The 24,676-nt window shown below is 68.8% G+C and carries 30 protein-coding genes; 22 read left to right on the forward strand and 8 right to left on the reverse strand.

Annotated features, from left to right (window positions below):
- The first annotated feature begins 22 nt into the window (after positions 1-22).
- The 9 genes from rsfS (at position 23) to ODR01_RS18280 (ending at position 8,259) form a co-directional block, all read left to right on the forward strand.
- Positions 23-373, forward strand: coding sequence for a ribosome silencing factor (gene rsfS, locus ODR01_RS18240; protein WP_316979128.1), 351 nt, complete (start codon positions 23-25; stop codon positions 371-373).
- Positions 374-425: 52 nt separating this feature from the next.
- Positions 426-896 carry a 23S rRNA (pseudouridine(1915)-N(3))-methyltransferase RlmH gene (rlmH, locus tag ODR01_RS18245; RefSeq protein WP_316979129.1) on the forward strand — a complete coding sequence of 157 codons (471 nt, stop codon included), beginning with the start codon at positions 426-428 and terminating at the stop codon, positions 894-896.
- A 91-nt stretch (positions 897-987) separates the two neighbouring features.
- Positions 988-2,529 carry a 2,3-bisphosphoglycerate-independent phosphoglycerate mutase gene (gpmI, locus tag ODR01_RS18250; RefSeq protein ID WP_316979130.1) on the forward strand — a complete coding sequence of 514 codons (1,542 nt, stop codon included), beginning with the start codon at positions 988-990 and terminating at the stop codon, positions 2,527-2,529.
- A gap of 1 nt (position 2,530) precedes the next feature.
- Positions 2,531-3,853, forward strand: coding sequence for a murein hydrolase activator EnvC family protein (locus ODR01_RS18255; RefSeq protein ID WP_316979131.1), 1,323 nt, complete (start codon positions 2,531-2,533; stop codon positions 3,851-3,853).
- Positions 3,850-5,136, forward strand: a complete 1,287-nt coding sequence (locus ODR01_RS18260) for a S41 family peptidase (RefSeq protein WP_316979132.1) — start codon at positions 3,850-3,852, stop codon at positions 5,134-5,136. Before ODR01_RS18255 ends, ODR01_RS18260 begins: the two co-directional genes overlap by 4 nt.
- A 45-nt stretch (positions 5,137-5,181) precedes the next feature.
- A complete protein-coding gene (locus tag ODR01_RS18265; RefSeq protein ID WP_316979133.1) occupies positions 5,182-6,498 on the forward strand; it encodes a divergent polysaccharide deacetylase family protein in 1,317 nt (438 codons plus the stop codon).
- Positions 6,495-7,019, forward strand: coding sequence for an RNA pyrophosphohydrolase (locus tag ODR01_RS18270; RefSeq protein WP_316979134.1), 525 nt, complete (start codon positions 6,495-6,497; stop codon positions 7,017-7,019). Before ODR01_RS18265 ends, ODR01_RS18270 begins: the two co-directional genes overlap by 4 nt.
- 14 nt (positions 7,020-7,033) lie before the next feature.
- Positions 7,034-7,804: an SDR family oxidoreductase gene (locus ODR01_RS18275; RefSeq protein ID WP_316979135.1), complete on the forward strand. Its 771-nt coding sequence runs from the start codon at positions 7,034-7,036 to the stop codon at positions 7,802-7,804.
- Between the two features lie 41 nt (positions 7,805-7,845).
- Positions 7,846-8,259 carry a dihydroneopterin aldolase gene (locus ODR01_RS18280; RefSeq protein ID WP_316979136.1) on the forward strand — a complete coding sequence of 138 codons (414 nt, stop codon included), beginning with the start codon at positions 7,846-7,848 and terminating at the stop codon, positions 8,257-8,259.
- Here the strand turns inward: ODR01_RS18280 and ODR01_RS18285 are convergent.
- Entirely contained in the window at positions 8,256-8,627 is a 372-nt protein-coding gene (locus ODR01_RS18285) for a hypothetical protein (protein WP_316979137.1), read from the reverse strand. The genes ODR01_RS18280 and ODR01_RS18285 overlap by 4 nt on opposite strands.
- A gap of 9 nt (positions 8,628-8,636) precedes the next feature.
- On the opposite strand from ODR01_RS18285, the gene uvrC reads away from it, so the two are divergent.
- The 8 genes from uvrC to ODR01_RS18325 all read left to right on the forward strand — a co-directional run bounded on the left by uvrC (position 8,637) and on the right by ODR01_RS18325 (position 15,337).
- Positions 8,637-10,616 carry an excinuclease ABC subunit UvrC gene (gene uvrC, locus ODR01_RS18290; protein ID WP_316979138.1) on the forward strand — a complete coding sequence of 660 codons (1,980 nt, stop codon included), beginning with the start codon at positions 8,637-8,639 and terminating at the stop codon, positions 10,614-10,616.
- A 52-nt stretch (positions 10,617-10,668) separates the two neighbouring features.
- The gene (gene pgsA / locus ODR01_RS18295) at positions 10,669-11,244 is read left to right on the forward strand and encodes a CDP-diacylglycerol--glycerol-3-phosphate 3-phosphatidyltransferase (protein ID WP_316979139.1); all 576 of its coding nucleotides are present in this window, start codon (positions 10,669-10,671) and stop codon (positions 11,242-11,244) included.
- A gap of 77 nt (positions 11,245-11,321) precedes the next feature.
- A complete protein-coding gene (gene mobB, locus ODR01_RS18300; protein ID WP_316979140.1) occupies positions 11,322-11,852 on the forward strand; it encodes a molybdopterin-guanine dinucleotide biosynthesis protein B in 531 nt (176 codons plus the stop codon).
- Entirely contained in the window at positions 11,836-13,092 is a 1,257-nt protein-coding gene (locus ODR01_RS18305; protein ID WP_316979141.1) for a molybdopterin molybdotransferase MoeA, read from the forward strand. The genes mobB and ODR01_RS18305 overlap by 17 nt, the downstream gene beginning before the upstream one ends.
- Positions 13,089-13,340 (forward strand): molybdopterin converting factor subunit 1, encoded by a 252-nt coding sequence (moaD, locus tag ODR01_RS18310; RefSeq protein ID WP_316979142.1) that lies wholly within the window; start codon positions 13,089-13,091, stop codon positions 13,338-13,340. Before ODR01_RS18305 ends, moaD begins: the two co-directional genes overlap by 4 nt.
- 3 nt (positions 13,341-13,343) lie before the next feature.
- Positions 13,344-13,808, forward strand: coding sequence for a molybdenum cofactor biosynthesis protein MoaE (locus ODR01_RS18315; RefSeq protein WP_316979143.1), 465 nt, complete (start codon positions 13,344-13,346; stop codon positions 13,806-13,808).
- Positions 13,809-13,827: 19 nt separating this feature from the next.
- A complete protein-coding gene (locus ODR01_RS18320; protein WP_316979200.1) occupies positions 13,828-14,475 on the forward strand; it encodes an HAD family hydrolase in 648 nt (215 codons plus the stop codon).
- Positions 14,476-14,518: 43 nt separating this feature from the next.
- Positions 14,519-15,337 carry an LOG family protein gene (locus ODR01_RS18325; RefSeq protein WP_316979144.1) on the forward strand — a complete coding sequence of 273 codons (819 nt, stop codon included), beginning with the start codon at positions 14,519-14,521 and terminating at the stop codon, positions 15,335-15,337.
- 71 nt (positions 15,338-15,408) lie between these two features.
- On the opposite strand, the gene ODR01_RS18330 is transcribed toward ODR01_RS18325, so the two are convergent.
- Positions 15,409-16,302 (reverse strand): branched-chain amino acid aminotransferase, encoded by an 894-nt coding sequence (locus tag ODR01_RS18330; RefSeq protein WP_316979145.1) that lies wholly within the window; start codon positions 16,300-16,302, stop codon positions 15,409-15,411.
- A 112-nt stretch (positions 16,303-16,414) separates the two neighbouring features.
- Here ODR01_RS18330 and ODR01_RS18335 point away from each other — a divergent pair, with 112 nt between their 5' ends.
- Positions 16,415-16,912 carry a MarR family winged helix-turn-helix transcriptional regulator gene (locus ODR01_RS18335; RefSeq protein WP_316979146.1) on the forward strand — a complete coding sequence of 166 codons (498 nt, stop codon included), beginning with the start codon at positions 16,415-16,417 and terminating at the stop codon, positions 16,910-16,912.
- An 11-nt stretch (positions 16,913-16,923) separates the two neighbouring features.
- Here the strand turns inward: ODR01_RS18335 and ODR01_RS18340 are convergent, their stop codons facing one another.
- Entirely contained in the window at positions 16,924-17,931 is a 1,008-nt protein-coding gene (locus tag ODR01_RS18340) for a zinc-dependent alcohol dehydrogenase family protein (RefSeq protein ID WP_449441456.1), read from the reverse strand.
- Between the two features lie 169 nt (positions 17,932-18,100).
- Between ODR01_RS18340 and ODR01_RS18345 the strand changes: the two genes are divergently transcribed.
- Complete coding sequence (locus ODR01_RS18345; protein WP_316979147.1) at positions 18,101-18,790, forward strand: response regulator transcription factor; 690 nt, start codon at positions 18,101-18,103, stop codon at positions 18,788-18,790.
- Positions 18,791-18,795: 5 nt separating this feature from the next.
- Entirely contained in the window at positions 18,796-20,118 is a 1,323-nt protein-coding gene (locus tag ODR01_RS18350; protein WP_316979148.1) for an ATP-binding protein, read from the forward strand.
- On the opposite strand, the gene ODR01_RS18355 is transcribed toward ODR01_RS18350, so the two are convergent.
- The 5 genes from ODR01_RS18355 to ODR01_RS18375 all read right to left on the reverse strand — a co-directional run bounded on the left by ODR01_RS18355 (position 20,115) and on the right by ODR01_RS18375 (position 23,143).
- Positions 20,115-20,777: a TetR family transcriptional regulator gene (locus tag ODR01_RS18355; protein ID WP_316979149.1), complete on the reverse strand. Its 663-nt coding sequence runs from the start codon at positions 20,775-20,777 to the stop codon at positions 20,115-20,117. The genes ODR01_RS18350 and ODR01_RS18355 overlap by 4 nt on opposite strands.
- A 92-nt stretch (positions 20,778-20,869) precedes the next feature.
- On the reverse strand, positions 20,870-21,682 hold the full coding sequence (gene proC, locus ODR01_RS18360; protein ID WP_316979150.1) for a pyrroline-5-carboxylate reductase: 813 nt from the start codon (positions 21,680-21,682) through the stop codon (positions 20,870-20,872).
- Between the two features lie 8 nt (positions 21,683-21,690).
- A complete protein-coding gene (locus ODR01_RS18365; RefSeq protein WP_316979151.1) occupies positions 21,691-22,194 on the reverse strand; it encodes a type III secretion system chaperone family protein in 504 nt (167 codons plus the stop codon).
- A gap of 228 nt (positions 22,195-22,422) precedes the next feature.
- Positions 22,423-22,749, reverse strand: coding sequence for an accessory factor UbiK family protein (locus ODR01_RS18370; protein ID WP_316979152.1), 327 nt, complete (start codon positions 22,747-22,749; stop codon positions 22,423-22,425).
- Between the two features lie 106 nt (positions 22,750-22,855).
- The gene (locus ODR01_RS18375; RefSeq protein WP_316979153.1) at positions 22,856-23,143 is read right to left on the reverse strand and encodes a HigA family addiction module antitoxin; all 288 of its coding nucleotides are present in this window, start codon (positions 23,141-23,143) and stop codon (positions 22,856-22,858) included.
- A 98-nt stretch (positions 23,144-23,241) separates the two neighbouring features.
- Here ODR01_RS18375 and ODR01_RS18380 point away from each other — a divergent pair, with 98 nt between their 5' ends.
- Entirely contained in the window at positions 23,242-23,598 is a 357-nt protein-coding gene (locus ODR01_RS18380) for a hypothetical protein (protein ID WP_316979154.1), read from the forward strand.
- 80 nt (positions 23,599-23,678) lie between these two features.
- A complete protein-coding gene (gene rfaD / locus ODR01_RS18385; protein WP_316979155.1) occupies positions 23,679-24,665 on the forward strand; it encodes an ADP-glyceromanno-heptose 6-epimerase in 987 nt (328 codons plus the stop codon).
- The last annotated feature ends 11 nt before the right edge of the window (positions 24,666-24,676 follow it).

A 24,676-nucleotide genomic window follows, 5' to 3' on the forward strand; every position in this document is an offset into this window, starting at 1 on the left:
GAAGCCACCGGCGGCGGCAGACGTGCTCGCGCTGGTGCAACAGTCCCTGAATGACGACAAGGCGCAGGACGTCGTCGTCATCGATCTGAACGGCAAGACCAGCATCGCGGACTTCATGGTCATCGCCTCGGGAACCTCACAGCGCCAGGTCGGCGCCATGGCCGACCATCTCCGGGAAAAGTTGAAAACCAAGGGCGTCGCCGGCGTCGCCGTCGAGGGCGCCACCCAGTGCGACTGGGTGTTGCTCGACACCCACGACGTCATCGTCCACCTGTTCCGCCCGGAAGTGAGGGAGTTCTACAACCTCGAAAAGATGTGGAGCGAGCCGGCGGCCGCCCGCCCCACGGAGTCCACGGTCCAGATCAACGCCTGAACCCCGCCGGGCGGGGGCGGAAGCCCACGCGCCATCGGGGCGGAGCCGGATCATGCAATTTCATATCGCGGCGGTCGGCCGCTTCGGGGGAGGGCGCGCGCACGCCGCCGAGCGGGCGGTGTTCGAACGCTTTGCCGAACGCGTCGTCCCGCCGCCGGTCCTGATCGAGGTCGAGGAGAAACGGCCGCTGGCGGCGCCCGAGCGGCGGCGCCGCGAGGGCGAACTGCTGCTGGGGGCGCTGCCGGCCGGCGCCTTTGTGGTGGCGCTGGACGAGAAGGGGCGTCCGCTGACCAGCGCCGGGTTGGCCGAACGCCTGGGCCGCCTGCGCGACGAGGGGACCCGCCACGTGGCCTTCGTGATCGGCGGCGCCGACGGCCTCGACGAGGCGGTGCGCCAGGCCGCGAATCTGGTGCTGTCACTGGGCCCGATGACCTGGCCTCATCTGTTGGTGCGCGGGCTGATCGCCGAGCAGATCTTCCGCGCCCAGTCCATTCTTGCCGGCCATCCGTATCATCGGGCATAAAGTGGCTAGACCCTATCGTAACCCCGGCAATTCGACCTATATTCAAGGCATGTTGACCGAAAAACCAGGCCGCGCCCGGCCGCGTCCCGCGATGTTGTGCATCCTCGACGGCTGGGGCAACCGCGCCGACACCGACTTCAACGCCATCGCCATCGGCAAGACGCCGAACTGGGATCGCATTTCCTCAACCAACCCGCGCGCCCGGCTCTACGCCTCGGGCCTGGAAGTCGGCCTGCCCGACGGCCAGATGGGCAATTCCGAGGTCGGCCACATGAACATCGGCGCCGGCCGCGTGGTCATGCAGGACCTGCCGCGCATCGACCTGGCGGCGGCCGACGGCTCGATGGCCAGAAATCCGGCGCTTCTGGACTTCATCGCGGCGCTCAGGAAAAGCGGCGGCGCCTGCCATCTGATGGGCTTGATGTCGCCGGGCGGCGTCCATTCCCACCAGGACCATATGGTGGCCCTGGCCCGCGCGGTGGGGACGGCCGGCGTGCCGGTGATCGTCCACGCCCTGATGGACGGCCGTGACACCCCGCCGCGCAGCGGCAGGGGCTACATGGAGAAATTCCTGGCCGACACCGCCGACGTGACGGGGCTTCGCGTCGGCGTGGTCAGCGGCCGCTACTACGCCATGGACCGCGACAAGCGCTGGGAGCGGGTGGAAAGGGCCTACAACGCCCTGGTCGACGCCGCGGCCGAGCGCCAGGCCCCGGACGCCGTCAGCGCCATCCAGCGCAGCTATGACGAAAGCATTGCCGACGAATTCGTGCTGCCCACCGTCATCGACGGCTACGCCGGCATGAAGGACGGCGACGGCCTTCTGGTCGCCAACTTCCGCGCCGACCGCGTGCGCCAGATCCTGACCGCGCTTGCCGATCCGGCGTTCAGCGGCTTCACGCGCCGGCGCGTCCCCGCCTTCGCCGCCCGCCTGGGCATGGCCGAATATTCGGACGAGCTCGACGCCTTTTTCCCGGCGCTGTTCACCTCGGTCGACCTCAAGGACATCCTGGGCCAGGTGGTGTCGGAGGCCGGCCTCACCCAGCTTCGGGTCGCCGAGACCGAGAAGTACGCCCACGTCACCTTCTTCTTCAACGGCGGCCGCGAGAAGGTGTTCGACGGCGAGGACCGCATCATGGTGCCCTCGCCCAAGGTCGCCACCTACGACCTCAAGCCCGAGATGTCGGCGCCCGAGGTGACGGACCGCCTGGTCGAGGCCATCGGCTCGGGCAAGTACGACCTGATCGTCGCCAATTTCGCCAACGGCGACATGGTCGGCCATTCGGGTATCCTGGAGGCGGCCGTCAAGGCCGTGGAAACGGTGGATGCCTGCCTGGGCCGCGTCGAGGCCGCCATCGTCAAGGCCGGCGGCGTGCTGCTGGTCACCGCCGACCACGGCAACTGCGAGATGATGCGCGACCCCGAGACCGGACAGCCGCACACCGCCCACACCTTGAACACGGTGCCGATCGTGCTCGTCAACGGGCCCGCCTGGGCCGGGGAACTTCGCGACGGACGCCTGGCCGACATCGCGCCGACGCTGCTTCGCTTCCTTGACCTGCCGCAGCCCGCCGCGATGACCGGCCGATCGCTGCTTCTTGAAGAGGGCGCGCGCAAAGCCGCCGCCGGATAAGGTGTCGAGCCCCCCACCCCGCTGGCGATTGCATTGCGGCCTTTCGGCCACCGCCCTGATTTCCGTCCTTCTCCTGGCATCGGCTGCCGCTCCGGTCGCCGCCCAGGGGCTTGGCGATCCGGGGACCCGGCTTAAGGAAATCGATCGCGCGATCGAGGAAAAGCGCCGGGAAAGCGAAGCCAGCCAGCGCAAGGCCGAGGCCCTGGACCACGAAGTCCAGACGCTGCGCCGCGAGATGATCGCCGCCGCCGCCGCCACCCAGAGCCACGAGGCCGAGGTCACCCGCCTGGAGGCGCGGCTGGCCGAGCTGAGCCGTGCCGAAACCGCGAAGACGGCGGGCCTCGCCACCGGGCGCACGCAGTTCGACCGCGCGCTGATGGCGCTCCAGCGCATCGCGCGCCATCCGCCCGAGGCGCTGATCGTGCAGCCGATGGCAGCCTCCGACGTCGTGCGCAGCGCCATCCTGCTGCGTGCCGCCGTGCCCGAGATCGAGCGGCGCACCGAGGCGTTGCGCGCCGAGCTGGCCGAAATCGGCACCATCCGGCAGGCGGCGTCGCAACGGCGGGTCGAACTGGCGGCGGCGACCGAGGGATTAAAGGCCGAACGCCGGCGGCTGGACGGCCTGGTCGGACGCAAGAGCGCGCTCAAACGCCAGGCCGACGCCGAAAGCCGCGCCGCCGCCGTACGGGTGGATGCCCTGGCCGGCGAGGCCCGCGACCTGCGCGACCTGCTGGCCAAGATCGAGGAGGAAGGCCGCCGCCGCGACGCCGAACGGCAGGCGCGGGCGGCCGAGGAAAAAGCCCGCCGCGAGCGGGAGCGGGAGAAAGCGAAGGTCGCGGCGTTGACCCCGGCGACCCCGGTCGCGCCGCCGCCGGCCGCCGAACGGGCGCCGGCGGAAAGCGGCGACCTGATCCCCATCAGCAAGGCCCGCGGCAAGCTGCCCTTTCCGGTGGTCGGCCACCTGGTGGGCCGCTATGGGCAGACCACCGACGCCGGGCTGACCCGCAAGGGCATTTCCATCGAGACCCGCATCGGCGCCCAGGTCGTCACCCCTTACGACGGCCTGGTGGTCTATGCCGGCCAGTTCCGCGGCTATGGGCAAATCTTGATCCTCGAACACGGCGAAGGATATCATACCCTGCTCGCCGGGCTGACCCGGATCGACACCGTCCCTGGACAATGGCTGGCGGCTGGCGAACCGGTCGGTGTGATGGAAAGTGCGGACCGGGGGATTCCGGTTCTCTACATGGAACTACGGCGCAACGGACAGCCAATCAACCCCCTTCCCTGGCTGGCATCGCAGAAGGACAAGGTAAGCGGATGAAATACCGTCTTTTCATGGTCGCCATCGTCACGGCCGTGTTGGCCGCTCCCTTCGCGCGGGCGCAGGATGAGGGCAAGCCGGGCTCGGACACCTATCAGCTTCTCAACCTGTTCGGCGACGTCTTCGAGCGGGTGCGCTCCGACTACGTCGAGGAACCGACCGACGAGCAACTGGTCGAGGCCGCGATCACCGGCATGCTGAGCGCGCTCGACCCCCATTCGTCCTACCTGAACCCCAAAAGCTTCCGCGAGATGCAGGTGCAGACGCGCGGCGAGTTCGGCGGCCTCGGCATCGAGGTGACGATGGAAAACGGGCTGGTCAAGGTGGTGACCCCCATCGACGAGACCCCGGCCGCCAAGGCCGGCGTCGAGGCCGGCGACATCATCAGCCACCTGGACGACGAGCCGGTCATGGGCCTGACCCTCGACGAGGCCGTCAAGCGGATGCGCGGCAAGGTCGGTTCCGACATCAAGCTGACCATCCGCCGCGGCGGCCGCGAGCCGTTCGAGGTGACGCTGACCCGGGCCATCATCAAGATCCAATCGGTGCGCTCGCATCTCGAGGGCAAGATCGGCTATGTCCGGGTCACCCAGTTCAACGAGCAGGCCAAGGCCGGCATCGAAAAGGCGGTCGAGAAGTTTTACGAGGAATCCGCCAAAGACCTGCAAGGCATCGTGCTCGACCTGCGCAACAACCCGGGCGGCCTTCTGGACCAAGCGGTCGGCGTGTCCGACCTCTTCCTCGACAAGGGCGAGATCGTCTCCACCCGCTCGCGCCGGCCGGAGGACACCCAGCGCTTCAACGCCCGGCCGGGCGACGTCATCAAGGGCCTGCCGATGGTCGTGCTGATCAACACCGGCTCGGCGTCGGCCTCCGAGATTGTGGCCGGCGCACTTCAGGACCACGGCCGCGCGCTGATCCTCGGCACCAAGTCCTTCGGCAAGGGCTCGGTGCAGACCATCATCCCGCTGGCCGCCGGACGCGGCGCCATGAAGTTGACCACGGCGCGCTATTTCACGCCGTCGGGCCGCTCCATCCAGCAGGTCGGCATTGCCCCCGACATCGAGGTGCAGCAGGCGCATATCGAGGCCGACGCGGTGCCCGAGCGGCGGCGCGAGGCGGATCTTCGCGGCGCCTTGAAGAACGGCGACGCGCCGACGGAGCCGGTGCCCCCGGCCGTCGCCACCGACGAGCCGGCGGCCGAGGATTACCAGTTGGCCCGGGCGCTCGACCTGCTGCGGGGGATCTCGCTCTATTCCAGTCGGGCCGGCGCCGCCCGCTAGCCGGGCGGCCGCTTTGCGGCGCGACGCAATGAAGGAAGCGGCGGCGTGAAATTTCCCAAGCTCTTCGGCAAGAAGACCGCGGCAGAAGAAGACTTCGACGAAGACGACGGGCTCGCCGAGGACGAACCGGCCGCGGTCAAACCCGAGAAGGAGCCGCCGGACGCCGAGGGTGAAGGCGAGGGCGAGGGCGACGAGGGCGACGACTTCCTCGCCGAGGAGACATCCGGCGGCGGACGCAAAAGCCGCAAGACCCTGGTGCTGGCGGCGGCCGTCCTGCTGGTGGCCGTCGGCGCGGTGGCCGGCGGCGCGTGGTGGCTGCTGGGAGACGACATGCTGCCGGGCGTGGGCAGCCTGACCCACCTCGATCCCAACCGCGTCATCCTCGACATTCCGCCCCGCCCCGGCCAGCCGCGCGAGCCGGCCGGTCCGCCGAAAAGCGCCACCGATACGCTCAACTCCCTGGCCGGCCAGGCCGAGGGACCGGGGGCCGGGGTGGTCGCGCCGCCGGTCCGGCTGGCCACCTTCGCCGAACTGCCGCTGCCGCCATCCTCGCCGCCGCTCGTCCCGGCCCCCGACGCCGGGCTCGTCGAGCAGAGTCCGCAAGGGCCGCTGCCCAAGATCGGCGAGGACGGCCGCCTGGCCTGGCAGGTTTATGCGCGCCCCTTCCCGGCCGGAGACCGGCGGCCGCGCATCGCCGTCATCATGACGGGACTGGGACTTGCCCGCGACGCCACGCAGGGCGCCATCCAGTATCTGCCGGCCGCCGTCACCCTGGCCTTCGATCCCTATGCCCCGGGCCTGCAGGAGTGGGTCGCCGCGGCCCGCAAGCTGGGCCACGAGGTGCTGCTGACCCTGCCCATGGAAGCCAGCGAGTTTCCCGTGCGCGACGCCGGGCCGCGGGCCCTGGTCACGGCGATCGGCCCGGGCGACAACCTGAAGCGCCTGAACTATCTGCTGAGCCGGATGTCGGGCTATGTCGGCGTCGTCACCGCCATGGGCTCGCAGTTCACCGTCGAGGACGTGCAGATGGGTCCCATGCTCGACGCCATCGGCCGGCGGGGATTGCTGTACGTCGATTCGGGCGCCAGCCGCAAATCGGTCGGCCCCGCCATCGCCAAGCAGATGGGCATGCCGCGCGCGCTGGCCGACGTGCAGATCGACCAGATTCCCTCGCGCGCCGCCATCACCAAGCGGTTGACCGAAATGGAGGATCTGGCGCGCAAGAACGGCGCCGCCGTCGCCCTCGCCCAGCCGCTGCCGGTGACGGTCGAGCGACTGATCGCCTGGACCGCCTCGCTGGAGGGACGCGACGTGGTGCTGGCGCCGGTGTCCGCCGTCACCGACCGCCAGCCCCTGCCATGACCGCCCGACGCGCCGGGGCCCGCCCCTATCGCCGCTGCATCGGCGCCTTCCTGATCAACCGCGACGGCCGGGTCCTGGTCGGCCAGCGGGCCGACCGCGACGAGCCGGCCTGGCAGCTGCCGCAGGGCGGCATCGAGCGAAACGAGACGCCCCGCCAGGCGGTCCTGCGCGAACTCGCCGAGGAGATCGGCACCGACCGGGCCACCGTGATCGGCGAGATGCCCGGCTGGGTCGCCTACGACTTTCCCGGCAGCCTGGCCGCCCGGCTGTGGAACGGCCGCTATCGCGGCCAGAAGCAGAAGTGGTTCGCGCTGCGCTTCGAGGGCCGCGACGCCGACATCGACCTCGCCGCCAGCGAACGGCCCGAGTTCAGCGACTGGAAATGGGTGCCCGTCGACGCCCTGCCCGTGCTGGCCGTCCCCTTCAAGCGGCAGGTCTATGAGGCGCTGGTCGCCCGCTTCGGCCCGCTGGCCGGCGCCGGCGAGGCGTCCGCCAGCCCCTTGCATCGCCGCCCGCGGTGACCCATTCTCGGGCCATGGATGCAACACCTCTCCGTTCCGCGCTGATCACCGGCGCCGCCAAGCGGATCGGCCGGGCGGTCGCGCTCGACCTGGCGGAGCGCGGCTGGACCGTCGCCGTCCACTACAACACGTCGGAAGCCGAGGCGACGGCGGTGTGCGAACAGATCCTCAAGAGCGGCGGCCGGGCCCAGCCGGTGCGCGCCGACCTTGCCGTCGAAGCGGAGTGCGCCGCCCTGCTCGATCGCGCCGCCCACGCGGTCGGGCCGATCGGTTGCCTGATCAACAACGCCTCGATCTTCGAGAAGGATTCGCCCGAGACCGCCACCAAGGAATCGTGGGAGGCGCACATGCAGATCAATCTGCGGGCGCCCTTCGTGCTGGTCCAGCGCTTCGCCGCCCAACTGCCGGAAGGGGTTGCCGGCAACGTCATCAACGTCATCGACCAGCGGGTGTGGAACCTGACCGGCGCGTTCACCTCCTATACCGTCAGCAAGGCGGCGCTGTGGACGCTGACCCGCACCCTGGCCCTGGCCCTGGCACCCCGCATCCGCGTCAACGCGGTCGGCCCCGGACCGACGCTGCCCAGCTTGCGCCAGAGCGAAGAACAGTTCCGCCGCCAGTGGCAGGCGGTGCCCCTGGCCCGCAAGGTCGACCCCGGCGAAATCTGCGAGGCCATCCGCTTCATCCTTGACGCCCCCTCGATGACCGGCCAAATGATCGCCTTGGACGGCGGCCAGCATCTGGGCTGGGCGCCGTCGGGCCGGACCAAGGCCGCCGACGAATAAGGAGAAGACGGGCGGACGGCCGCCCGCCAGGAGACCATTCCATGACCACCGACCGCGCCAATGTCGTCCGTCCCTTGAGAATCGCCGATGCGCGAAACGCCGTGCGCCACGTGTTCATCCGCGACATGGTGCTGCCGTGCTCGATCGGGGTCCATCGCCACGAGCAGCTCGAAGCGCAGCGCATCCGCATCAACCTCGACCTGGCGGTCCGCGAAGCGGTTGAGCCGCTGGGCGACAACCTCGCCAATGTCGTCTGCTACGAGACCGTCGCCAACGGCATCCGCGCAATCGTCGCGCGAGGACACGTCAATTTGGTGGAAACCCTGGCCGAGGACATTGCGGCCCTTTGCCTGAAGGACATTCGCATCCTGTCGGCCCGGGTGCGCGTCGAGAAGCTGGACGTCTTCGCCGACGCCCAAAGCGTGGGCGTCGAGATCGAGCGCGTGCGCCATTAGGCCGTCGATTTCAAATCTCCGCGCAAGCCCTTGCAGAATCGGGTCTTCACTGCTTTTTCCGGGAGAGTTGTGCACAGGCGCCGGAATATTTCCCTTTGATGACGAAAGTATTGCAGTTTTTCCACATATTCCCCTGGACTTTGCTTGACTTTTGATTTGGCGTTTAAAATCAGTACGTTAGCCAGTTGCACTTTTTTTAGGCATAGAGAGAAAAGCGGCGGAATCAATAGGACGGCGGGCAGCCGAATCGTGAAATCAACAGTGTTATCCACAGGAATCGTGGATAGTTCGGCGGGCCCCGGAAATTCGGCTTCGCCGTTGGCGATCGGCCCCCCAGCCGCGTTGACGGAACGCTTCGAATCGGCCACATAGCAGACATGAATCGCGAACCCACGAGCGCCTGGAACCCCGCGAACCTTGCCGCCGCCGACGGCCGCGACGGAGAGCCGGTGGCCGCCGCCGATTCGCCACCACCTATAGGCGAACCACCGCCCGTCGCCGGAGTCGCCGTCATCGAAGGCCACCTGCGCACCCTGCCCGCCGGGCCGGGCGTCTATCGCATGATCAACAAGGCCGGCGACGTGCTTTACGTCGGCAAGGCCAAGAACCTGCGCAAGCGGGTGGTCAGCTACACCAAACTGGCGCGCCAGCCGAACCGCTTGCGCCGGATGGTGTCGGAGACGGCCTCGATGGAGTTCGTCACCACCCATACCGAGGCCGAGGCCCTGCTGCTCGAGGCCAACCTGATCAAGCGCCTGAAGCCGCGCTACAACATCCTGCTGCGCGACGACAAGTCGTTCCCGGCCATCCTGGTCACCGGCGACCACGAATTTCCCCAGGTGCTCAAGCATCGCGGGTCGCGCGCCCGCAAGGGCGACTATTTTGGGCCCTTCGCCTCGGCCTGGGCGGTCAACGAGACGCTGGCCACCCTGCAGCGCGCCTTTCTTTTGCGCTCGTGCACCGACGCCGTGTTCGCGGCGCGCACCCGGCCGTGCCTTTTGCATCAGATCAAGCGGTGCAGTGCGCCCTGCGTGGGGCGCATCGACGCCCCCCGCTACAACGCCCTGGTCGAACAGGCCCGCGAGTTTCTCACCGGCGGCAGCCAGGCCATCCAGCGCCAGCTCGCGCAGCACATGCAGGAGGCCAGCGACCGCCTGGAGTTCGAGGCGGCGGCCCAGCTTCGCGACCGCATCCAGGCGCTGACCCGGGTGCAGGCCCACCAGGACGTCAACCTCAGGGGCGTCGGCACCGCCGACGTCATCGCCGCCCACCAGGCGGGCGGGCAGACCTGCATCCAGGTGTTCTTCATCCGGGCCGGCAGCAACTACGGCAACCGCGCCTATTTTCCCAGTCACGCCAGAGAGGAAGAGATCGGCGACGTCCTGGAGGCCTTCCTCGGCCAGTTCTACGCCAGCCATCCGCCGCCGCCCACCCTGCTGCTCAGCCACCGGCCGCCCCACGCCGCCCTGGTCGCCGAAGCTTTATCGGTGCGGGCCGGCAGGCGGGTCAGCCTGGTGGTGCCGGAACGCGGCGAGAAGCACGACGTGGTCCGTCACGCCACCGCCAACGCCCGCGACGCCCTGGCCCGCCGGCTGGCCGAAAGCACGACGCAGCGCCAGCTTCTCGAAGGGCTGGCAAACTCTCTCGACCTCGACGCGCCGCCCCGGCGCATCGAGGTTTACGACAACAGCCACATCGGCGGCACCCAGGCGGTCGGCGCCATGATCGTGGCCGGCCCCGACGGCTTCATGAAACCGGCCTACCGCAAGTTCAACATCCGCGGCGGCGACGCGGCGACGGAGGACGAGGCGATGGCGCCGGGCGACGACTACGCGATGATGCGCGAGGTGCTGACCCGGCGCTTCGCCCGCGCGCTCAAGGAGGATCCCGAGCGCCGGCGCGAGCAGTGGCCCGACCTGGTGTTGATCGACGGCGGCGCCGGCCAGCTGGCCATCGCGCTCGAGGTGTTCGCCGAACTTGGCATCGACGACGTCGCGGTAGCCGCCATCGCCAAGGGGCCCGATCGCAATGCCGGGCGCGAGCGCATCTTCCTGCCCGGCCGGCCGCCGGCATCGTTGGCGCCGCGCGACCCCGTGCTCTATTTCCTCCAGCGGCTGCGCGACGAGGCGCACCGTTTCGCCATCGGCACCCAGCGCGCCCGGCGCACCCAGGGGCTCGGCAAGTCGGCGCTGGACGCCATCCCCGGCATCGGCGCCAAGCGCAAGAAGGCGCTGCTCCATCACTTCGGCTCGACCGGGGCGGTGGCCGAGGCCGGGCGGACGGATCTGGAAGCGGTCGACGGCATCAGCCGGGAGATCGCCAACAAAATCTATGAATGGTTCCACTCGGGCGGCTAAAATAGCCGCGCGAGCGGTGCCGTGCGCCGCGCCTCCGACTTCGAAAGCACCCATGGCCAACAACCTGCCCAACCTGCTCACCCTGTCGCGCATCCTGGCCATCGGCCTGATCATCGGCCTGCTGCTGCTCGACCCGCCGCTGGGCAGCTGGCTGGCGCTGGCCGCCTATACCTATGCCTGCGTCACCGATTTCTTCGACGGCTACCTGGCCCGCGCGCTGCACCAGCAGTCGGCGCTGGGCCGCTTTCTCGATCCCATCGCCGACAAGCTGCTGGTTTCGGCCGTGCTGCTGATGCTGGTCGCCAACGACCGCATCGCCGGCATGACGGTGTTGCCGGCCATGGTCATCCTGTGCCGCGAGATCCTGGTCTCGGGGCTGCGCGAGTTCCTGGCCGGACTTCGGGTCGGCGTGCCGGTCAGCCAGTTGGCCAAGTGGAAGACGACGCTGCAGATGATCGCCTTGGGCTTTCTCATCGTCGGCGACGTCGGCCCCGATTTCGGCCCCGTCGGCACCGCCGACATCGGCATCTGCGGCCTGTGGATCGCCGCCGTCCTGACTCTGATCACCGGGTACGACTATCTGCGGGTCGGCCTCCGTCACATGACCGATACCGACGGCGGCGGGTGAGGCCCGGGCGATGACGGGTCCGCGACGCGCCGAGGAAGTCTTCTTCTTTCCGTCGATCACAGCGGAGGCATGACGCGGTGGCGGCCCGGGTGTTCGGCGTGGTGGGGTGGAGCGGCAGCGGCAAGACGACGCTGGTGACCGCCCTCATCCCCGAACTGGTCGGCCGCGGCCTGGCGGTTTCCACTGTCAAGCACACCCATCACGACATCGACATCGACAAGCCGGGCAAGGATTCGCACCGCCATCGCGAAGCCGGCGCCACCGAGGTGCTGGTGACCTCGCCCAAGCGCTGGGCCCTCATCCACGAACTCCGGGACGTGGCGGAACCGGACATGGAGGCGCTGATCCGCCGGATGGCGGCCGTCGACCTGATCCTGGTCGAGGGCTTCAAGAGCCACCGCTTCGCCAAGCTGGAGGTTCACCGGCCGGCCCTCGGCAAGCCGCTGCTGGCGACCACCGACCCCACCGTCGTGGCGGTGGCCAGCGACGAGGCGCTGCCGGGCCTGGCGCTGCCGGTGTTGCCGCTGGCCGACGTCGGGGCGATCGCCGCCTTCGTCATGACCCACTTCAACCTCGGGCGCGGAGGCGGCGATGACCACGGCTGCTAACGACTGTTTTACGCCGGCCGGCGAGTTGATGAAACTCGACGCCGCGCTGGCGCTGCTGGCCCAACGGATCAAGCCGGTGGCCGGGGTGGAGACGGTGCCGCTGGCCCGGGCGCTGGAGCGCACGCTGGCCGAGACGCTGAAGGCCGAGCGCGACGTGCCGCCGCACGACAACGCCGCCGTCGACGGCTTCGCGGTGCGCTTCGCCGACGTCGCCGCCGACGGCGAAACCCGTCTGCCGGTCACCGGGCGCGTCGCCGCCGGCCATCCGCTGGAACGGCCGGCCCGGCCGGGCGAGGCGCTGCGCATCTTCACCGGCGCCCCGGTACCGGAAGGGATCGATACCATCGTCATGCAGGAGAACTGCCGGCTGGAGGGCGAAACGGTGGTGTTCGGCCCCGGCCTGCGGGCCGGCGTCAACACCCGCCGCCGGGGCGAGGACGTGCGGGCCGGCGACATCATCCTGGAGGAGGGCGTCCGCCTGCGCCCGCAGGAGATCGGGCTGGCCGCCTCGGTGGGCCGGGCCACGCTCGCCGTGCGCACCCCCTTGCGGGCCGCCGTGTTCTCGACCGGCGACGAGGTGCGCGATCCGGGTTCCCCGGCGCCCGACGGCTGCATCTACGACGCCAACCGCTATGTCGTCGGCGGGCTGTTGGCCGGCCTCGGCTGCGCCGTCACCGACTTGGGCATCCTGCCCGATTCCCTTGCCGCCGTGCGCGAGGCGCTGGAGCGGGCGGCGGCGGATCATCACCTGATCGTCACCTCGGGCGGCATCAGCCTGGGCGACGAGGACCACGTGCGCGCCGCCGTCGAGGCCTTGGGCCGCCTGCACCTGTGGCGCCTCGCCATCAAGCCGGGGCGGCCGCTGGCCCTGGGCCAGGTGGGCGGCGCCGTGTTCGCCGGGCTGCCCGGTAACCCGGTGGCCGCCATGGTCACTTTCTTAAGGATCGTGCGCCCGGTGATCCTGGCCCTGGCCGGACGGCGCGACACGGCCCCCCGCTTCTACAAGGTGCGCACCGCCTTCGCCTACCGCAAGAAGGTCGGGCGGCGCGAGTTCCTGCGTGCCCATCTCGTCACCGACGCCGCTGGTGAGCCGCGCGCCGTCAAGTACGCCGCCGACGGCTCGGGCATCCTGACCTCGATGGTCGCCGCCGACGGCCTGGTCGAGCTGCCCGAATGGATGGAAGCGGTGAAGGAAGGCGATGCCGTCGACTTCCTGCCGTTCGCGGAGGTCTTTCGATGAAGGTTCTCTATTTCGCCTGGGTCCGGGAACGGATCGGCGTCGACTGCGAGGAGGTGAGCCCGCCCGCCGCCGTCGGCGACGTCGGCTCGCTGGTCGCCTGGCTCAAGAGCCGCAGCGAGGGGCACGCCGAGGCCTTGGGCGATCCCGGCCGCGTGCGGGTCGCCGTCAACCAGGAGGCGGTCGGCCCCGAGCACCCGGTCGGCCCCGGCGACGAGGTCGCCTTCTTCCCGCCGATGACGGGGGGCTGAGCGATGATCCGCCTGCAGCGCGAGGATTTCGACCCCGGAGTCGAGCTGGCTCGTCTGGGCGAGGGCGACCCCACCATCGGCGGCGTCTGCGCCTTCGTCGGACTGGTGCGCGACCGCTCGCCGGCGGGCCCGGTGACGGCGATGACGCTGGAGCACTATCCGGGCATGACCGAGAAGGCGCTGGCCCGCATCGAGGCCGAGGCCCGCGCCCGCTGGCCGCTCGAGGACGTGCTGATCGTCCACCGCCATGGCCGGCTCACGCCGGGAGAGCGCATCGTCCTGGTGGCCACCGCGTCGGCCCACCGCCAGGCGGCGTTCGACGCCTGCCAGTTCCTGATCGACTGGCTGAAGACCCGAGCCCCCTTCTGGAAGCGCGAAGAGGGACCGGACGGCCCCCGCTGGGTGGAAGCGCGGGCCGAGGACGACGACGCGGCGGCGCGCTGGCGCGGCGACGACAGGAAGGAGTGAGGCCATTTTCCCCGAAGCCATCTTTTTCGACTTCGACGGCGTCCTCGTCGAATCCAACGCCATCAAGGTCGAGGCCTTCGAGCGGCTGTACGCCGGCTACGGCCCGTCCATTCTGGCGCGCGTCATGGACTATATCGACGGCAAGGAAGGCATCTCGCGGGTCGAGAAGATCCGCCACGCCCACGAGGCCTTCCTGGGCATCCACCTTACCGAGGCCGAACTCGGCCTCCTCGCCGAGCGCTACTCGCGCACGGTCGAGGATGCGGTGGCGACCTGCCCGTGGGTAACCGGCGCCCGCGACTTCCTGGAGGCGCACGCCCACCGCCTGCCGCTTTTCGTGGTGACCGGCACGCCGGAAGGCGAGATCAGGCGCATCGCCGAGCGGCGGGCCATGACCGGCTATTTCCGCGAACTGCGCGGCTCGCCGCCCCGCAAGCCACCGATCGTGCGCGAGCTTTTGGTCCGCCATGGGCTGGCGGCGGAACGCGCCGTCTTCATCGGCGACGCCCTCTTCGATCACGAGACGGCCCACGAAACCGGCCTGCGCTTCATCGGGCGCGTCCCCCCCGGCCGCCCCAGCCCTTTCCCGGCGGGCACCGAAACCGCGGCCGACTTGAGCGACTTGGCCGAACGGCTGGCCAGGCCGCCGCAGACCGCCCATGCCTGACGACCGTCCCCGCCAAGCCGAAACCCAACGATTGGACCGGAACATGCCCAAGTCCCCCAAGAACCGCCTGGTCAAGGCCTACCTCAACGAGGACTTCCTGCACAGCAGCAAGGCCCGGCAGGTGCGCATCCTGGCCGAATACCTGGAACCGGAAGCCCGCTTCGAGAGCCTGCGCATCAGCGACACCATCGTCATGTACGGCTCGGCCCGCATTCCGTCGCGCGAGGATGCCGAGAAGCAACTCGCCGAAGTCCGCGCGGCGGGCGGCGACGTTGCCGAGGCCGAGGAGTGGCTCGGCATGTCGCGCTATTACGAGGACGCGCGCGAACTGGCCAACCGCCTGACCACATGGTCGAAGGGATTGGACGACAACCGGCGACGCTTCATCGTTTGCACCGGCGGCGGCCCGGGCATCATGGAGGCGGCCAACCGCGGCGCCTCGGAGGCCAAGGGGCTCAACATGGGGCTCAACATCTCGCTGCCCTTTGAGCAGCACGAGAACCCCTACGTCACCCGCCAGCTTCTGTTCGAGTTCCACTACTTCTTCATGCGCAAATTCTGGTTCGTGTATCTCGCCAAGGCGATCATCTGCTTCCCCGGCGGCATGGGAACTCTCGATGAATTTTTCGAGTTGCTGACCCTGGCCCAGACCCACAAGCTCAAGAAGCGCATCCCCATCGTGCTGTTCGGCGCCTCGTTCTGGAACGAGGTGCTGAACTTCGACGCCCTGGTCCGCTATCGCATGATCGACGCGGCCGACCTCGACCTCTTTCTCAAGACCGACTCGGTCGACGAAGCCTTCGCGCACGTCACCCAACAACTCCAGGAACACGCCGTGCAGCGCCCGGGCTGGAGCCTGTAGCCGCTTCCCGCCCTACGCGAAAGGCCGGGCACCAGGCCCGGCCTTTGCGATTCCGGCGAATGAACCCGGCGTCAGGCGGCGACCGGCGCCTTGCCGACCAGGCGCTCGTAATCGTCGCGCAGCGTCTGGGTGACGTTGCCGACCGTGAAATTGTAGGCGTCGATGCTGCCGACCGCCGTGACCTCGGCGGCGGTGCCCGTCAAAAACAGCTCGGTCGCGTTGGCCATTTCCTCGGGCTTGATGTGACGTTCGACCACCTCGATGCCGCGTTTCCGGGCCAAGCCCATCACCGTCTGGCGGGTGATGCCGTTGAGGATGCATTCCGCAAGCGGCGTGTGCAGCTTGCCGTCGATCACCAGGAACACGTTCTCGCCGGTCGCCTCGGCGATGAAGCCGCGGTAATCGAGCATCAGGGCGTCGTGGAACCCCTTGTTCTCGGCCGAGTGCTTGGAAAGCGTGCAGATCATGTAAAGCCCTGCCGCCTTGGTGCCCGCCGGCGCGGTATCCGGCGCGGGCCGGCGCCATTCGGCCATGGTCAGGCGGATCCCCTTGTTGCGGAATTCCGGCGAGAAGTAGGCCGGCCAGGACCACGTGGCGACCGCCAGATGAATGGTGTTGTGCTGCGCCGAAACGCCCATCATCTCGCTGCCACGCCACGCCACGGGGCGCACATAGCCATCGACGATTCCGTTGGCGCGGCAGGTTTCGCGGCAGGCTTCCTCGATCTGGGCCACCGAGAAGGGAATCTTGAATCCCATGGTGTCGGCGCCCTTCACCAGACGTTCCGTGTGCTCGGTCAACTTGAAAATCTTGCCGGCGTAGGAACGCTCGCCCTCGAACACCGAGGAGGCGTAGTGAAGCGCATGGGTCAGCACGTGAACCTTGGCGTCGCGCCAGGGAACCAGCTTGCCGTCGTACCAGATGAAACCGTCGCGGTCGTCGTAGGGGGTTGTTGCCGCAGCCATGGAATTATCTTTCATCCCGGGGTCAATATCGAAAAGGTTGTTGCGTCTGGTACCATTTTTTGCGATATACGTCAACAACACTGACGTATTTTTTTGAGGCACTCCCATCCCGATGGACACCCCCACCCCCGCCCCCGTGGAGCCCTCGCTCAGCGAGGCCGAGTTGCGCCAGGCCATCGAGCTTCTGTTCTACGCCTACCGCGACTTCACCGCCGAGGCCGACGCCATCCTGGCGCGCTATGGGTTCGGCCGCGCCCATCATCGGGTCATCTATTTCGTCGGCCGCCATCCGGGCGCCACCGTCAGCCACCTGCTGGGCATCCTCAAGATCACCAAGCAAAGCCTGGGAAGGGTGCTAAACCAGCTGCTGCATGAAGGCTTCGTCATCCAGAAGGCCAATGCCCGCGACCGCCGGCACCGCCTGCTCCACCTCACCGACAAGGGCCGCGAACTGGAAGCCACGCTGACCGCGCTGCAGGCCCGCCGCATCGCTCGCGCCTATGCCGAGACGAAGTCCGGCAACGGCCATGAATTCCGCAATGTGCTGCGCGCCATCATCAACCCCGAGGACCGCCCCCGCATCGAGCGGCTCGACCTCGACCCCCTGTGATCCGCCCGGCCCTAAGCCCCGGTCATCAGGACCGCGGCGCCGTGGACATGGCCATCGCGCAGGTGCGCCAGCGCCTCGTTGGCCTGCTCCAGGGGAAAGCATTCGACGGTGGTGCGCACCGGCACCTTGGGGGCCAGCGCCAGGAAATCCTCGCCGTCCTTGCGCGTCAGGTTGGCCACCGAGACGATCTCGCGCTCCTCCCACAACAGCCGGTAGGGAAAGCTGGGGATGTCGCTCATATGAATGCCGGCGCAGACCACCCGGCCACCCGGCCCGACGGCGGCGAGCGCCGCCGGCACCAGGGCGCCCACCGGAGCGAACAGGATGGCGGCGTCGAGCGGCTCGGGCGGCAGCGCGTCCGACGGGCCGGCCCACACCGCCCCCAGGTCGCGGGCGAAGGCCTGGGCCGCGTCGTCGCCCGGCCGCGTGAAGGCGAACACCTGGCGGCCCTCGAAGGCCGCCACCTGGGCGACGATGTGGGCGGCGCCGCCGAAGCCGTAAAGGCCGAGGCGGACGGGATCGCCGGCCATGCGCAGCGAGCGGTGGCCGATGAGGCCGGCGCACATGAGGGGCGCCGCCTCGGCGTCGGAATAGTCGCCGCCGATGGGGAAAACATAGCGCTGGTCGGCCAGCGCGTAGTCGGCATAGCCGCCGTCCAGTTGATAGCCGGTGTAGCGGGCGGCCCGGCACAGGTTCTCGCGACCCTCCAGGCAAAAGCGGCAGACGCCGCAACTGAAGCCCAGCCACGGAATGCCCACCCGCTGGCCCTCGGCGAAGCGCTCGACGCCGGGGCCCAGCGCCGCCACCCGGCCGACGATCTCGTGACCGGGGATGATCGGCAGCTTCGGCTCGGTCAACTCGCCGTCGACGACGTGCAGGTCGGTGCGGCAGACCCCGCAGGCGGCGACCCGCACCAGAATCTGGCCGGCGGCCGGCTCGGGGCGCGCCACCCGGCGCAGGCGGAGCGGCAGGCCCGCGGCATCGAGAACCATGGCGCGCATGGAGACGGCAGACGGCATGGCTTTTCTCCCGGCGATGACGGGCCTCAAAATAGCAGACGGCGCCCCGTCGTGGGAACCGCGGCCAAGGCGCCCGCACTGCGCTTCCTTTGACGCGACTCCCCGCGGTTGTGCTAGTCTAGCGCCGGTCCCGGACGGGCCGGGAGAGAACGGGAAATTGGATAGGGCGGTGGCGAGCGACGATCTTCCGCATGTCCTGGTGGTGGACGACGACACCCGGCTGCGGGGGCTTCTTCAGAAGTTCCTGAGCGAGAACGGCTTTCGCGTGTCGACCGCCAAGGACGCCGCCGACGCCCGCGAACGGCTGGCCGGCATCGCCTTCGACCTGATCGTGCTCGACCTCATGATGCCGGGCGAAAGCGGGCTCGATTTCGCCGCCGACCTGAGGACGCGCAGCAGCGTGCCGATCCTCATGCTGACCGCCATGGGCGAAGCCGAGCATCGCATCGCCGGGCTGGAGCGCGGCGCCGACGATTATCTGTCCAAGCCCTTCGAGCCGCGCGAACTTCTGCTGCGCCTGCGCAGCATCCTGCGCCGGGTGCCCCAGGCGGCAGCCCCCGGCGACGTCGAGATCCACATGGGGGACGCCACCTACGATCCGAAGCGCGAGCGGCTCCGCCGCAAGGGTCGCGACGTCCGCCTGACCTCGGTCGAGGCCGCGCTGCTGAACGCGCTGGCCGAAACGCCGGGCGGAATCCTCAGCCGTGAGGAGCTGATCGCGCGCACCGGCGCCACCGGCGACGGCCGCGCCATCGACGTGCAGGTGACCCGGCTGCGGCGCAAGATCGAGCCCGATCCCCGCTTCCCCCGCTATCTGCAGACGGTGCGGGGGCGGGGCTACGTGCTGCGCCCGGATTGACGCCGATGGGTTTCCTGACCGACACCGCCAAGCGACTTCTGCCGCGCAGCCTTCTCGGCCGCTCGCTGATGATCATCGTCACCCCGCTGGTGCTGCTGCAGCTGGTGTCGGCCGCCATCTTCTACGAAAGCCACTGGGACAAGATCTCGCTGCGCCTGGCGCGCGGCGTGGCCGGCGACATCGGAACCGTCATCTCGCTGCTTCGCCAGTTTCCGGATGCCGAAGACCGCAACTGGATCTTCAGGCTGGCCGCCGATCACATGGAGCTGACGGTCGCCCTCCAGGAGAAGGCCATCCTGCCCAACCAGCCGGCCCAACCCCGGGGAGTGACCGAGCAGGCGATGGACGACGCCCTGCGCGAACAGGTCACCCAACCGTTCGTGCTCGACACCGAGTCGCTCGATCGCTTCTACGTGGCGAGCATCCAGCTGCCGGCCGGCGTGCTCGAGGTCATCGTGCCCCGCAAGCGGCTGTTCAGTTCCACCGTCTACGTGTTCGTCTTGTGGATGATCGGCACCTCGATGATCCTGTTCGGGGTCGCCACCATCTTCATGCGCAACCAGGTGAAGCCGATCCGTCGCTTGGCCGTCGCCGCCGACAACTTCGGCAAGGGCCGCGAGGTGGTCCGCGTCAAGCCCGAGGGGGCCACCGAGGTGCGCCAGGCGACCACCGCCTTCCTTGCCATGCGCGAGCGCATCCAGCGCCAGATCAGCCAGCGCACCGACATGTTGTCGGGGGTGTCGCACGACCTGCGCACGCCGCTGACCCGCATGAAGCTGCAACTGGCGATGAGCGGCGACGCCGACGGCATCAGCGATCTTCGGACCGACGTCGCCGAGATGGAGCATATGCTGGAGGGTTATCTGGCCTTCGCCCGCGGCGAGGGCACCGAACAGCCCCGGCTGGCCAACCTGACCGACCTTCTGGCCGAGGTCGCCGAGCAGGCCCGGCGCAACGGCGGCCAGATCGACCTTCACTGCGAAGGCCCCTTCACCATGCCGTTGCGCCCCAACGCGCTCAAGCGGGCCATCGCCAACCTGATCGACAACGCGCTGCGCTACGCCGAGCACGTGTGGATTCGCGCCGGCCGGCGGGCCGACGCCATCGAGATTCTCATCGACGACGACGGACCGGGCATTCCCGCCGACAAGCGCGACGAGGTCTTCAAGCCGTTCTTCCGGCTGGACAGTTCGCGCAATCCGGAAACCGGCGGCAGTGGCCTGGGGCTGGCCATCGCGCGCGACATCGTGCGCGGCCACGGCGGCGACATCGAATTGGGCGAGGCCCCGACCGGCGGGCTTCGCGCCCGCGTGCGGCTGCCGGTCTAGGCCGGCGGCGGCTCGCCAGCGGCCGGCCGGGCCGCGGGGCGCCGGCACGGCGCCAGGCCCGACGCCAGATGAACCAGCGTTTCGGCGCGCCGCAATCCCTTGTCCAGCGCCGCCATCGTTTTCGCCATGTCGGGCGTGTCGTCGCGCAGCCAGACCCGCACGGCATCGGCATAGACCAGCATCAGCCCCTGCACGCGGACAAGCCCGCCCAAGCCGGCCGAGGACAGCCCCGCCGCCTCCAGCGTCCATGCCATCGAGCGGGCCATGGCCGGCAGCCCGACGAGGCCGACGGTGGGATCGACGATGTCCCGAAGGATCGCCGCCACCGCCGCTTTGTGCGGGGCCAGGGCGTCGAAACGCCGCATCAGCACCTCGAACAGGCGATCGCGCGCCGCCTCGTCGGCGTCGGCCGGACCGGCCGCCAGGACCTCGCCGTCGACCCGCCGGATGAAGGCGTCGAACAGGCAGTTTTTGGATGGAAACGCCGCATGGAGTTCGCCCAGCGTCAGGCCGGCCGCCTGGGCGATTTGCGTCATGCCGAGGCCGCTCCAGCCTTCGATGGCGGCAAGGTCCAGCGCGGCGTCGATGATGCGCCCGGCCCGGTCGTCGGTGCCGGCGCCCTTGGGCGCGCGCGGATGGTCAGCCGGTCGGCGTGCCATCGCCTCCTCCTTATCCTTCGCGGCGACAGTTCGCCGCGCATCTTCCCCCACCATAATGTTAGGTAGCGACGGCGGCGGCGGCAAGCCGGCCGTCAGCCGGCGAGTTCGCGCGAGCGGCGGGTGGCGGCGGCGATGGCCTTGGTCAGCAGCGGCTGCCAGCCATCGGCGGCCATCAGCACCTTGAGCGCCTCGGCGGTGGTGCCGCCCGGGCTGGTGACGTTCTGGCGCAGCACCGCCGGCGGCTCCGGCGAGCGGTACAGCAGTTCGCCCGAACCGGCAACGGTGACGCGGGCCAGGCGCGCCGCCAGATCGGCCGGCAGGCCGGCCTCGACGCCGGCCTGGGCTAGGGCCTCGGCCAGCAGGAAGACATAGGCGGGCCCACCGCCGGAAAGGGCAGTGACGGCATCGAGATGCGCCTCGTCGTCGATCCAGGCGACTTCGCCGACGGCGGATAGCAGGCCGTCGCACAGGCGGCGCTGGGTTTCGGCGACCGGCGGACTGGCATAGGCCACCGTCATGCCGCGGCGCACCGCCGCCGGGGTATTGGGCATGGCCCTGACGATGGCGGCATCCTTGCCGAGGTGGCGCCGGAAATAGCCGATGGTCTTGCCGGCCGCGATCGACAGGAAAACCGGCCCGTCGGCGGCGAACCGCGCATAGCCGGGAAGGACGCCGTCCATCATCTGCGGCTTGACGGCGAAGATCACGACGTCGGGCCGTTTCGCCGCCGGCACGGCGTCGGCCGAGGCAACGACCGCCACCCCGCGCGCCGTGGCCGGGCCGGCCGCCGGGGCGTGGGGCTCGACGACGACGACATCGGCCGCATCGACGCCGCGCTCCAGCCAGCCCTCAAGCAGGGCGCCACCCATCTTCCCGCAGCCGACCAGGATAAGCGAAGACGCCATCGAAACGCTCAGGCCTCGCCGACGGTTTCCACCATGGCGGCGGAAAGCGCGTCCTGCGGCGACTTGCCGCCCCAGATGACGAATTGGAAGGCCGGATAGAAGCGCTCGCACTCGGCGACCGCGTTGTCCAACAGGTCTTCCAGTTGCTCGGGCGTCGGTCCGCCGGTGCCGCGCAGCGGCAGGGCGTGGCGGTACATGGGCAGCCCCTCCTCTTCCCACATGCCGAAGTGGCCGAGCCACATGCGCTCGTTGACCAGGCACAGCAACTGGCCGATGCCGGCCTTCTTCTCGGCGGGCACCCGCATGTCGAAGGCGCAGGTGAAATGAAGCGCGCCGACCTCCTCGTTCCAGGCGAAGTAGAGGCTGTAGTCGCACCAATGGCCGGGAACCTGGGCAGCCATCTCCTGATCGCTGCGCCGGTCGAACATCCAGTCGTTGGCGGTGACGACCCGTTCCACCACATCGAGCGGATCGACAATCGACTTTTCGTCGGAAAGGGTGGAAGCCCGCATGGCCGCATCTCCCCCAATAGCCAGGTAAGGCATTCGGCCGCCGTGTGGGATGGACCGTCCCTCACCCCTGCATAAAAGGCACCGCCCGATATGTAGTGGCCCATCGCACTCTTTGATACCAATTATAGCCTGCCAAAAGGCGACTCGCCATGCAAGCCTCCTTTTGGCGGGAAGGCCGGTTTATTGTGGATAAGGATGAGGCGCAAAAGGCGGCGGGCCGAGGCCGCATTAACCCTGGGCGTCGGGTTTCCCGGCCGGCTTGGCGGCGGGTTTGGCGCGCCGCGGTTTGGCGGCCTTGGGCGCCCCCTCGCCGGGCAGCCTGGCCTCCAGCGCCGCCACGCGCTTTTCCAGCGTCTCCTGCTGGGCCCGCGCCTTGGCGGCCATCGCTTTGACGGCCTCGAATTCCTCGCGCGGCACGGTGTCGCGGTCGGCCAAAATGCGTTCGAGCTGATGGCGGATCATGGCCTCCAGCTCCCCCTTGATGCCCGTCAAGGTCGAAACGGCGCCGTTGGCGACGCGGGCGAGATCGTCGAGGATACGGTTGCTGGTCTGCATGATCGGGTCCCTCCGCGAAGCGGATTTGCTTAGGAAGTCATTATGGGGCCCGGCGGCGGTGGACGCAACCGGCGGTTCCCGCCGGTGGCCGCCTCGTTCCTCGGAGTCACGCCGCGTCCGCCGGTTTCACCCGTCGCTCGATTTCTTCGCCGCGCTCGCCTTCGACCACGGCAATATCGTACTGGCTCTGGAGATCGAGCCAGAACTGCGGCCTGTTGCCGAAATACCGGCCAAGCCGCACGGCCGTGTCGGCGGTGATCGAGCGGCGGCCGTTGAGGACGTCCGTAATGCGGCCGGACGGAACGCCAAGGTCGAGGGCCAGCCGGTTGGCGCTCAAATCGCGCGCCACCAGCTCGCGCTTGAGCAGCCGGCCGGGGTGGGAGATCGGGAGCATAGGCCATCCTTTGTGGCGGTCGATGATCTGGATGTCATAAGCGGCTCGATATAAAATAGTGTGAAGTGGTCGAAAATCTATAATGAAGGGAGGTTGTGATGCCAAGCCTTCTTGATCACTACGACCAATGCCGCAAAATTCTATGCAATACAGCGAAACGTCGAGAGACCATCACGTACGGCAACTTGGCGAAGGAACTCGGCCTTCGCTTGCCACGTCAAGCATGGAACACGGTACTGGACCCCATTTACGAAGCCGAAATGAGGAAGACTGGCAAAGATTTGACGCTGGTTGTGGTATACGCATCAGGCCCAGCAAAAAAGCTCTGCCGATATTTTAGCAATGGCCAGCCCGCGCGGACTAAGAGGCTGAATCCGCGTAACGTGCGCCAGGTCTCAGATTACAAACGAGAGTTGGAGAAGGTCTTCGACGCCTATGCAGTCATGGATTGCTAAAACAAGGTGGCCGTTTTCCTCGCAACAGCGACCAGTCGCCGCGGCTTGCGGGGCGCCGTCGGCCGCCCTATAAACGCACCATGATCGTCGTCACCGGCGGGGCCGGCTTCATCGGGTCGAACGTCGTCGCCGCCCTCGAAGAGCGGGGAATGGGGCCGATCGCCGTGTGCGACCGCCTGCGCAACGGCGACAAATGGCGCAACATCGCCAAGCGCGAACTCGTCGACGTCATCCCCCCCGACCGATTGTTCGAATTCCTGGACGAGCATCGCAACGCCGTTCGCGCCATCGTCCACATGGGGGCCATCTCCTCGACCACCGAGACCGACGCCGACTTGATCGTCGCCACTAACTTCCGGCTGTCGCTCGACCTCTGGCGCTGGTGCGCGGAACGCGGCGCGCCCTTCATCTATGCCTCTTCCGCCGCCACCTACGGCGACGGCGGCCACGGCTTCGTCGACGACGCCGACCCCGCCGCCCAGGCCCTGTTGCGGCCGCTCAACCCCTACGGCTGGAGCAAGCTTCTGTTCGACCGCCGGGTCGCCCGCCTGCTCGCCGACGGCGAGCCCAAGCCGCCGCAATGGGCCGGCCTCAAGTTCTTCAACGTCTATGGGCCCAACGAGTACCACAAGGGCAAGATGGCCAGCGTCGTCTCCCACCTCTATCCGGTGGCCAAGGCGGGCAAGCCGGCGGTGCTGTTCAAGTCGCACCACCCCGACTATCCCGACGGCGGGCAGTTGCGCGACTTCGTGTGGGTCGGAGACTGCGTCGAGGTCATCCTCTGGCTTCTCGAAAGCCCGCGGGTCAGCGGCCTGCTCAACTGCGGCACCGGCAAAGCCCGCAGCTTCGCCGACCTGGCCGGCGCCGTCTACCGGGCGCTGGGGCGCAATGCCGATATCGAGTACGTGCCGACGCCGGAAGCCATCCGCGACAAGTACCAGTACTTCACCGAGGCCGACACCACCCGGCTGCGCGGCGCCGGCTTCAAGCGGCCCTTCACGGCCCTGGAGGACGGGGTTGCGCACTACGTCCAGGATTTCCTCGACGCCCCCGACCCCTATCGCTGAAACGCACCCCA

The organism is Shumkonia mesophila (genome assembly GCF_026163695.1).
In the GTDB taxonomy this organism is placed as follows: domain Bacteria; phylum Pseudomonadota; class Alphaproteobacteria; order Rhodospirillales; family Shumkoniaceae; genus Shumkonia; species Shumkonia mesophila.

Excerpts from the sequence above, each read along its gene's own strand:
- ODR01_RS18305 (WP_316979141.1), top strand. The coding sequence starts at position 11,836 with ATGACCACGGCTGCTAACGACTGTTTTACGCCGGCCGGCGAGTTGATG.
- ODR01_RS18270 (WP_316979134.1), top strand. The coding sequence starts at position 6,495 with ATGACCGCCCGACGCGCCGGGGCCCGCCCCTATCGCCGCTGCATCGGC.
- ODR01_RS18260 (WP_316979132.1), top strand. The coding sequence starts at position 3,850 with ATGAAATACCGTCTTTTCATGGTCGCCATCGTCACGGCCGTGTTGGCC.
- ODR01_RS18280 (WP_316979136.1), top strand. The coding sequence starts at position 7,846 with ATGACCACCGACCGCGCCAATGTCGTCCGTCCCTTGAGAATCGCCGAT.
- ODR01_RS18275 (WP_316979135.1), top strand. The coding sequence starts at position 7,034 with ATGGATGCAACACCTCTCCGTTCCGCGCTGATCACCGGCGCCGCCAAG.
- pgsA (WP_316979139.1), top strand. The coding sequence starts at position 10,669 with ATGGCCAACAACCTGCCCAACCTGCTCACCCTGTCGCGCATCCTGGCC.
- ODR01_RS18330 (WP_316979145.1), bottom strand. The coding sequence starts at position 16,302 with ATGGCTGCGGCAACAACCCCCTACGACGACCGCGACGGTTTCATCTGG.
- moaD (WP_316979142.1), top strand. The coding sequence starts at position 13,089 with ATGAAGGTTCTCTATTTCGCCTGGGTCCGGGAACGGATCGGCGTCGAC.
- ODR01_RS18335 (WP_316979146.1), top strand. The coding sequence starts at position 16,415 with ATGGACACCCCCACCCCCGCCCCCGTGGAGCCCTCGCTCAGCGAGGCC.
- ODR01_RS18315 (WP_316979143.1), top strand. The coding sequence starts at position 13,344 with ATGATCCGCCTGCAGCGCGAGGATTTCGACCCCGGAGTCGAGCTGGCT.
- ODR01_RS18365 (WP_316979151.1), bottom strand. The coding sequence starts at position 22,194 with ATGCGGGCTTCCACCCTTTCCGACGAAAAGTCGATTGTCGATCCGCTC.
- rlmH (WP_316979129.1), top strand. The coding sequence starts at position 426 with ATGCAATTTCATATCGCGGCGGTCGGCCGCTTCGGGGGAGGGCGCGCG.
- ODR01_RS18325 (WP_316979144.1), top strand. The coding sequence starts at position 14,519 with ATGCCCAAGTCCCCCAAGAACCGCCTGGTCAAGGCCTACCTCAACGAG.
- proC (WP_316979150.1), bottom strand. The coding sequence starts at position 21,682 with ATGGCGTCTTCGCTTATCCTGGTCGGCTGCGGGAAGATGGGTGGCGCC.
- uvrC (WP_316979138.1), top strand. The coding sequence starts at position 8,637 with ATGAATCGCGAACCCACGAGCGCCTGGAACCCCGCGAACCTTGCCGCC.
- ODR01_RS18375 (WP_316979153.1), bottom strand. The coding sequence starts at position 23,143 with ATGCTCCCGATCTCCCACCCCGGCCGGCTGCTCAAGCGCGAGCTGGTG.
- ODR01_RS18380 (WP_316979154.1), top strand. The coding sequence starts at position 23,242 with ATGCCAAGCCTTCTTGATCACTACGACCAATGCCGCAAAATTCTATGC.
- ODR01_RS18355 (WP_316979149.1), bottom strand. The coding sequence starts at position 20,777 with ATGGCACGCCGACCGGCTGACCATCCGCGCGCGCCCAAGGGCGCCGGC.
- rfaD (WP_316979155.1), top strand. The coding sequence starts at position 23,679 with ATGATCGTCGTCACCGGCGGGGCCGGCTTCATCGGGTCGAACGTCGTC.
- gpmI (WP_316979130.1), top strand. The coding sequence starts at position 988 with ATGTTGTGCATCCTCGACGGCTGGGGCAACCGCGCCGACACCGACTTC.
- ODR01_RS18350 (WP_316979148.1), top strand. The coding sequence starts at position 18,796 with ATGGGTTTCCTGACCGACACCGCCAAGCGACTTCTGCCGCGCAGCCTT.
- ODR01_RS18340 (WP_449441456.1), bottom strand. The coding sequence starts at position 17,931 with ATGCCGTCTGCCGTCTCCATGCGCGCCATGGTTCTCGATGCCGCGGGC.
- ODR01_RS18370 (WP_316979152.1), bottom strand. The coding sequence starts at position 22,749 with ATGCAGACCAGCAACCGTATCCTCGACGATCTCGCCCGCGTCGCCAAC.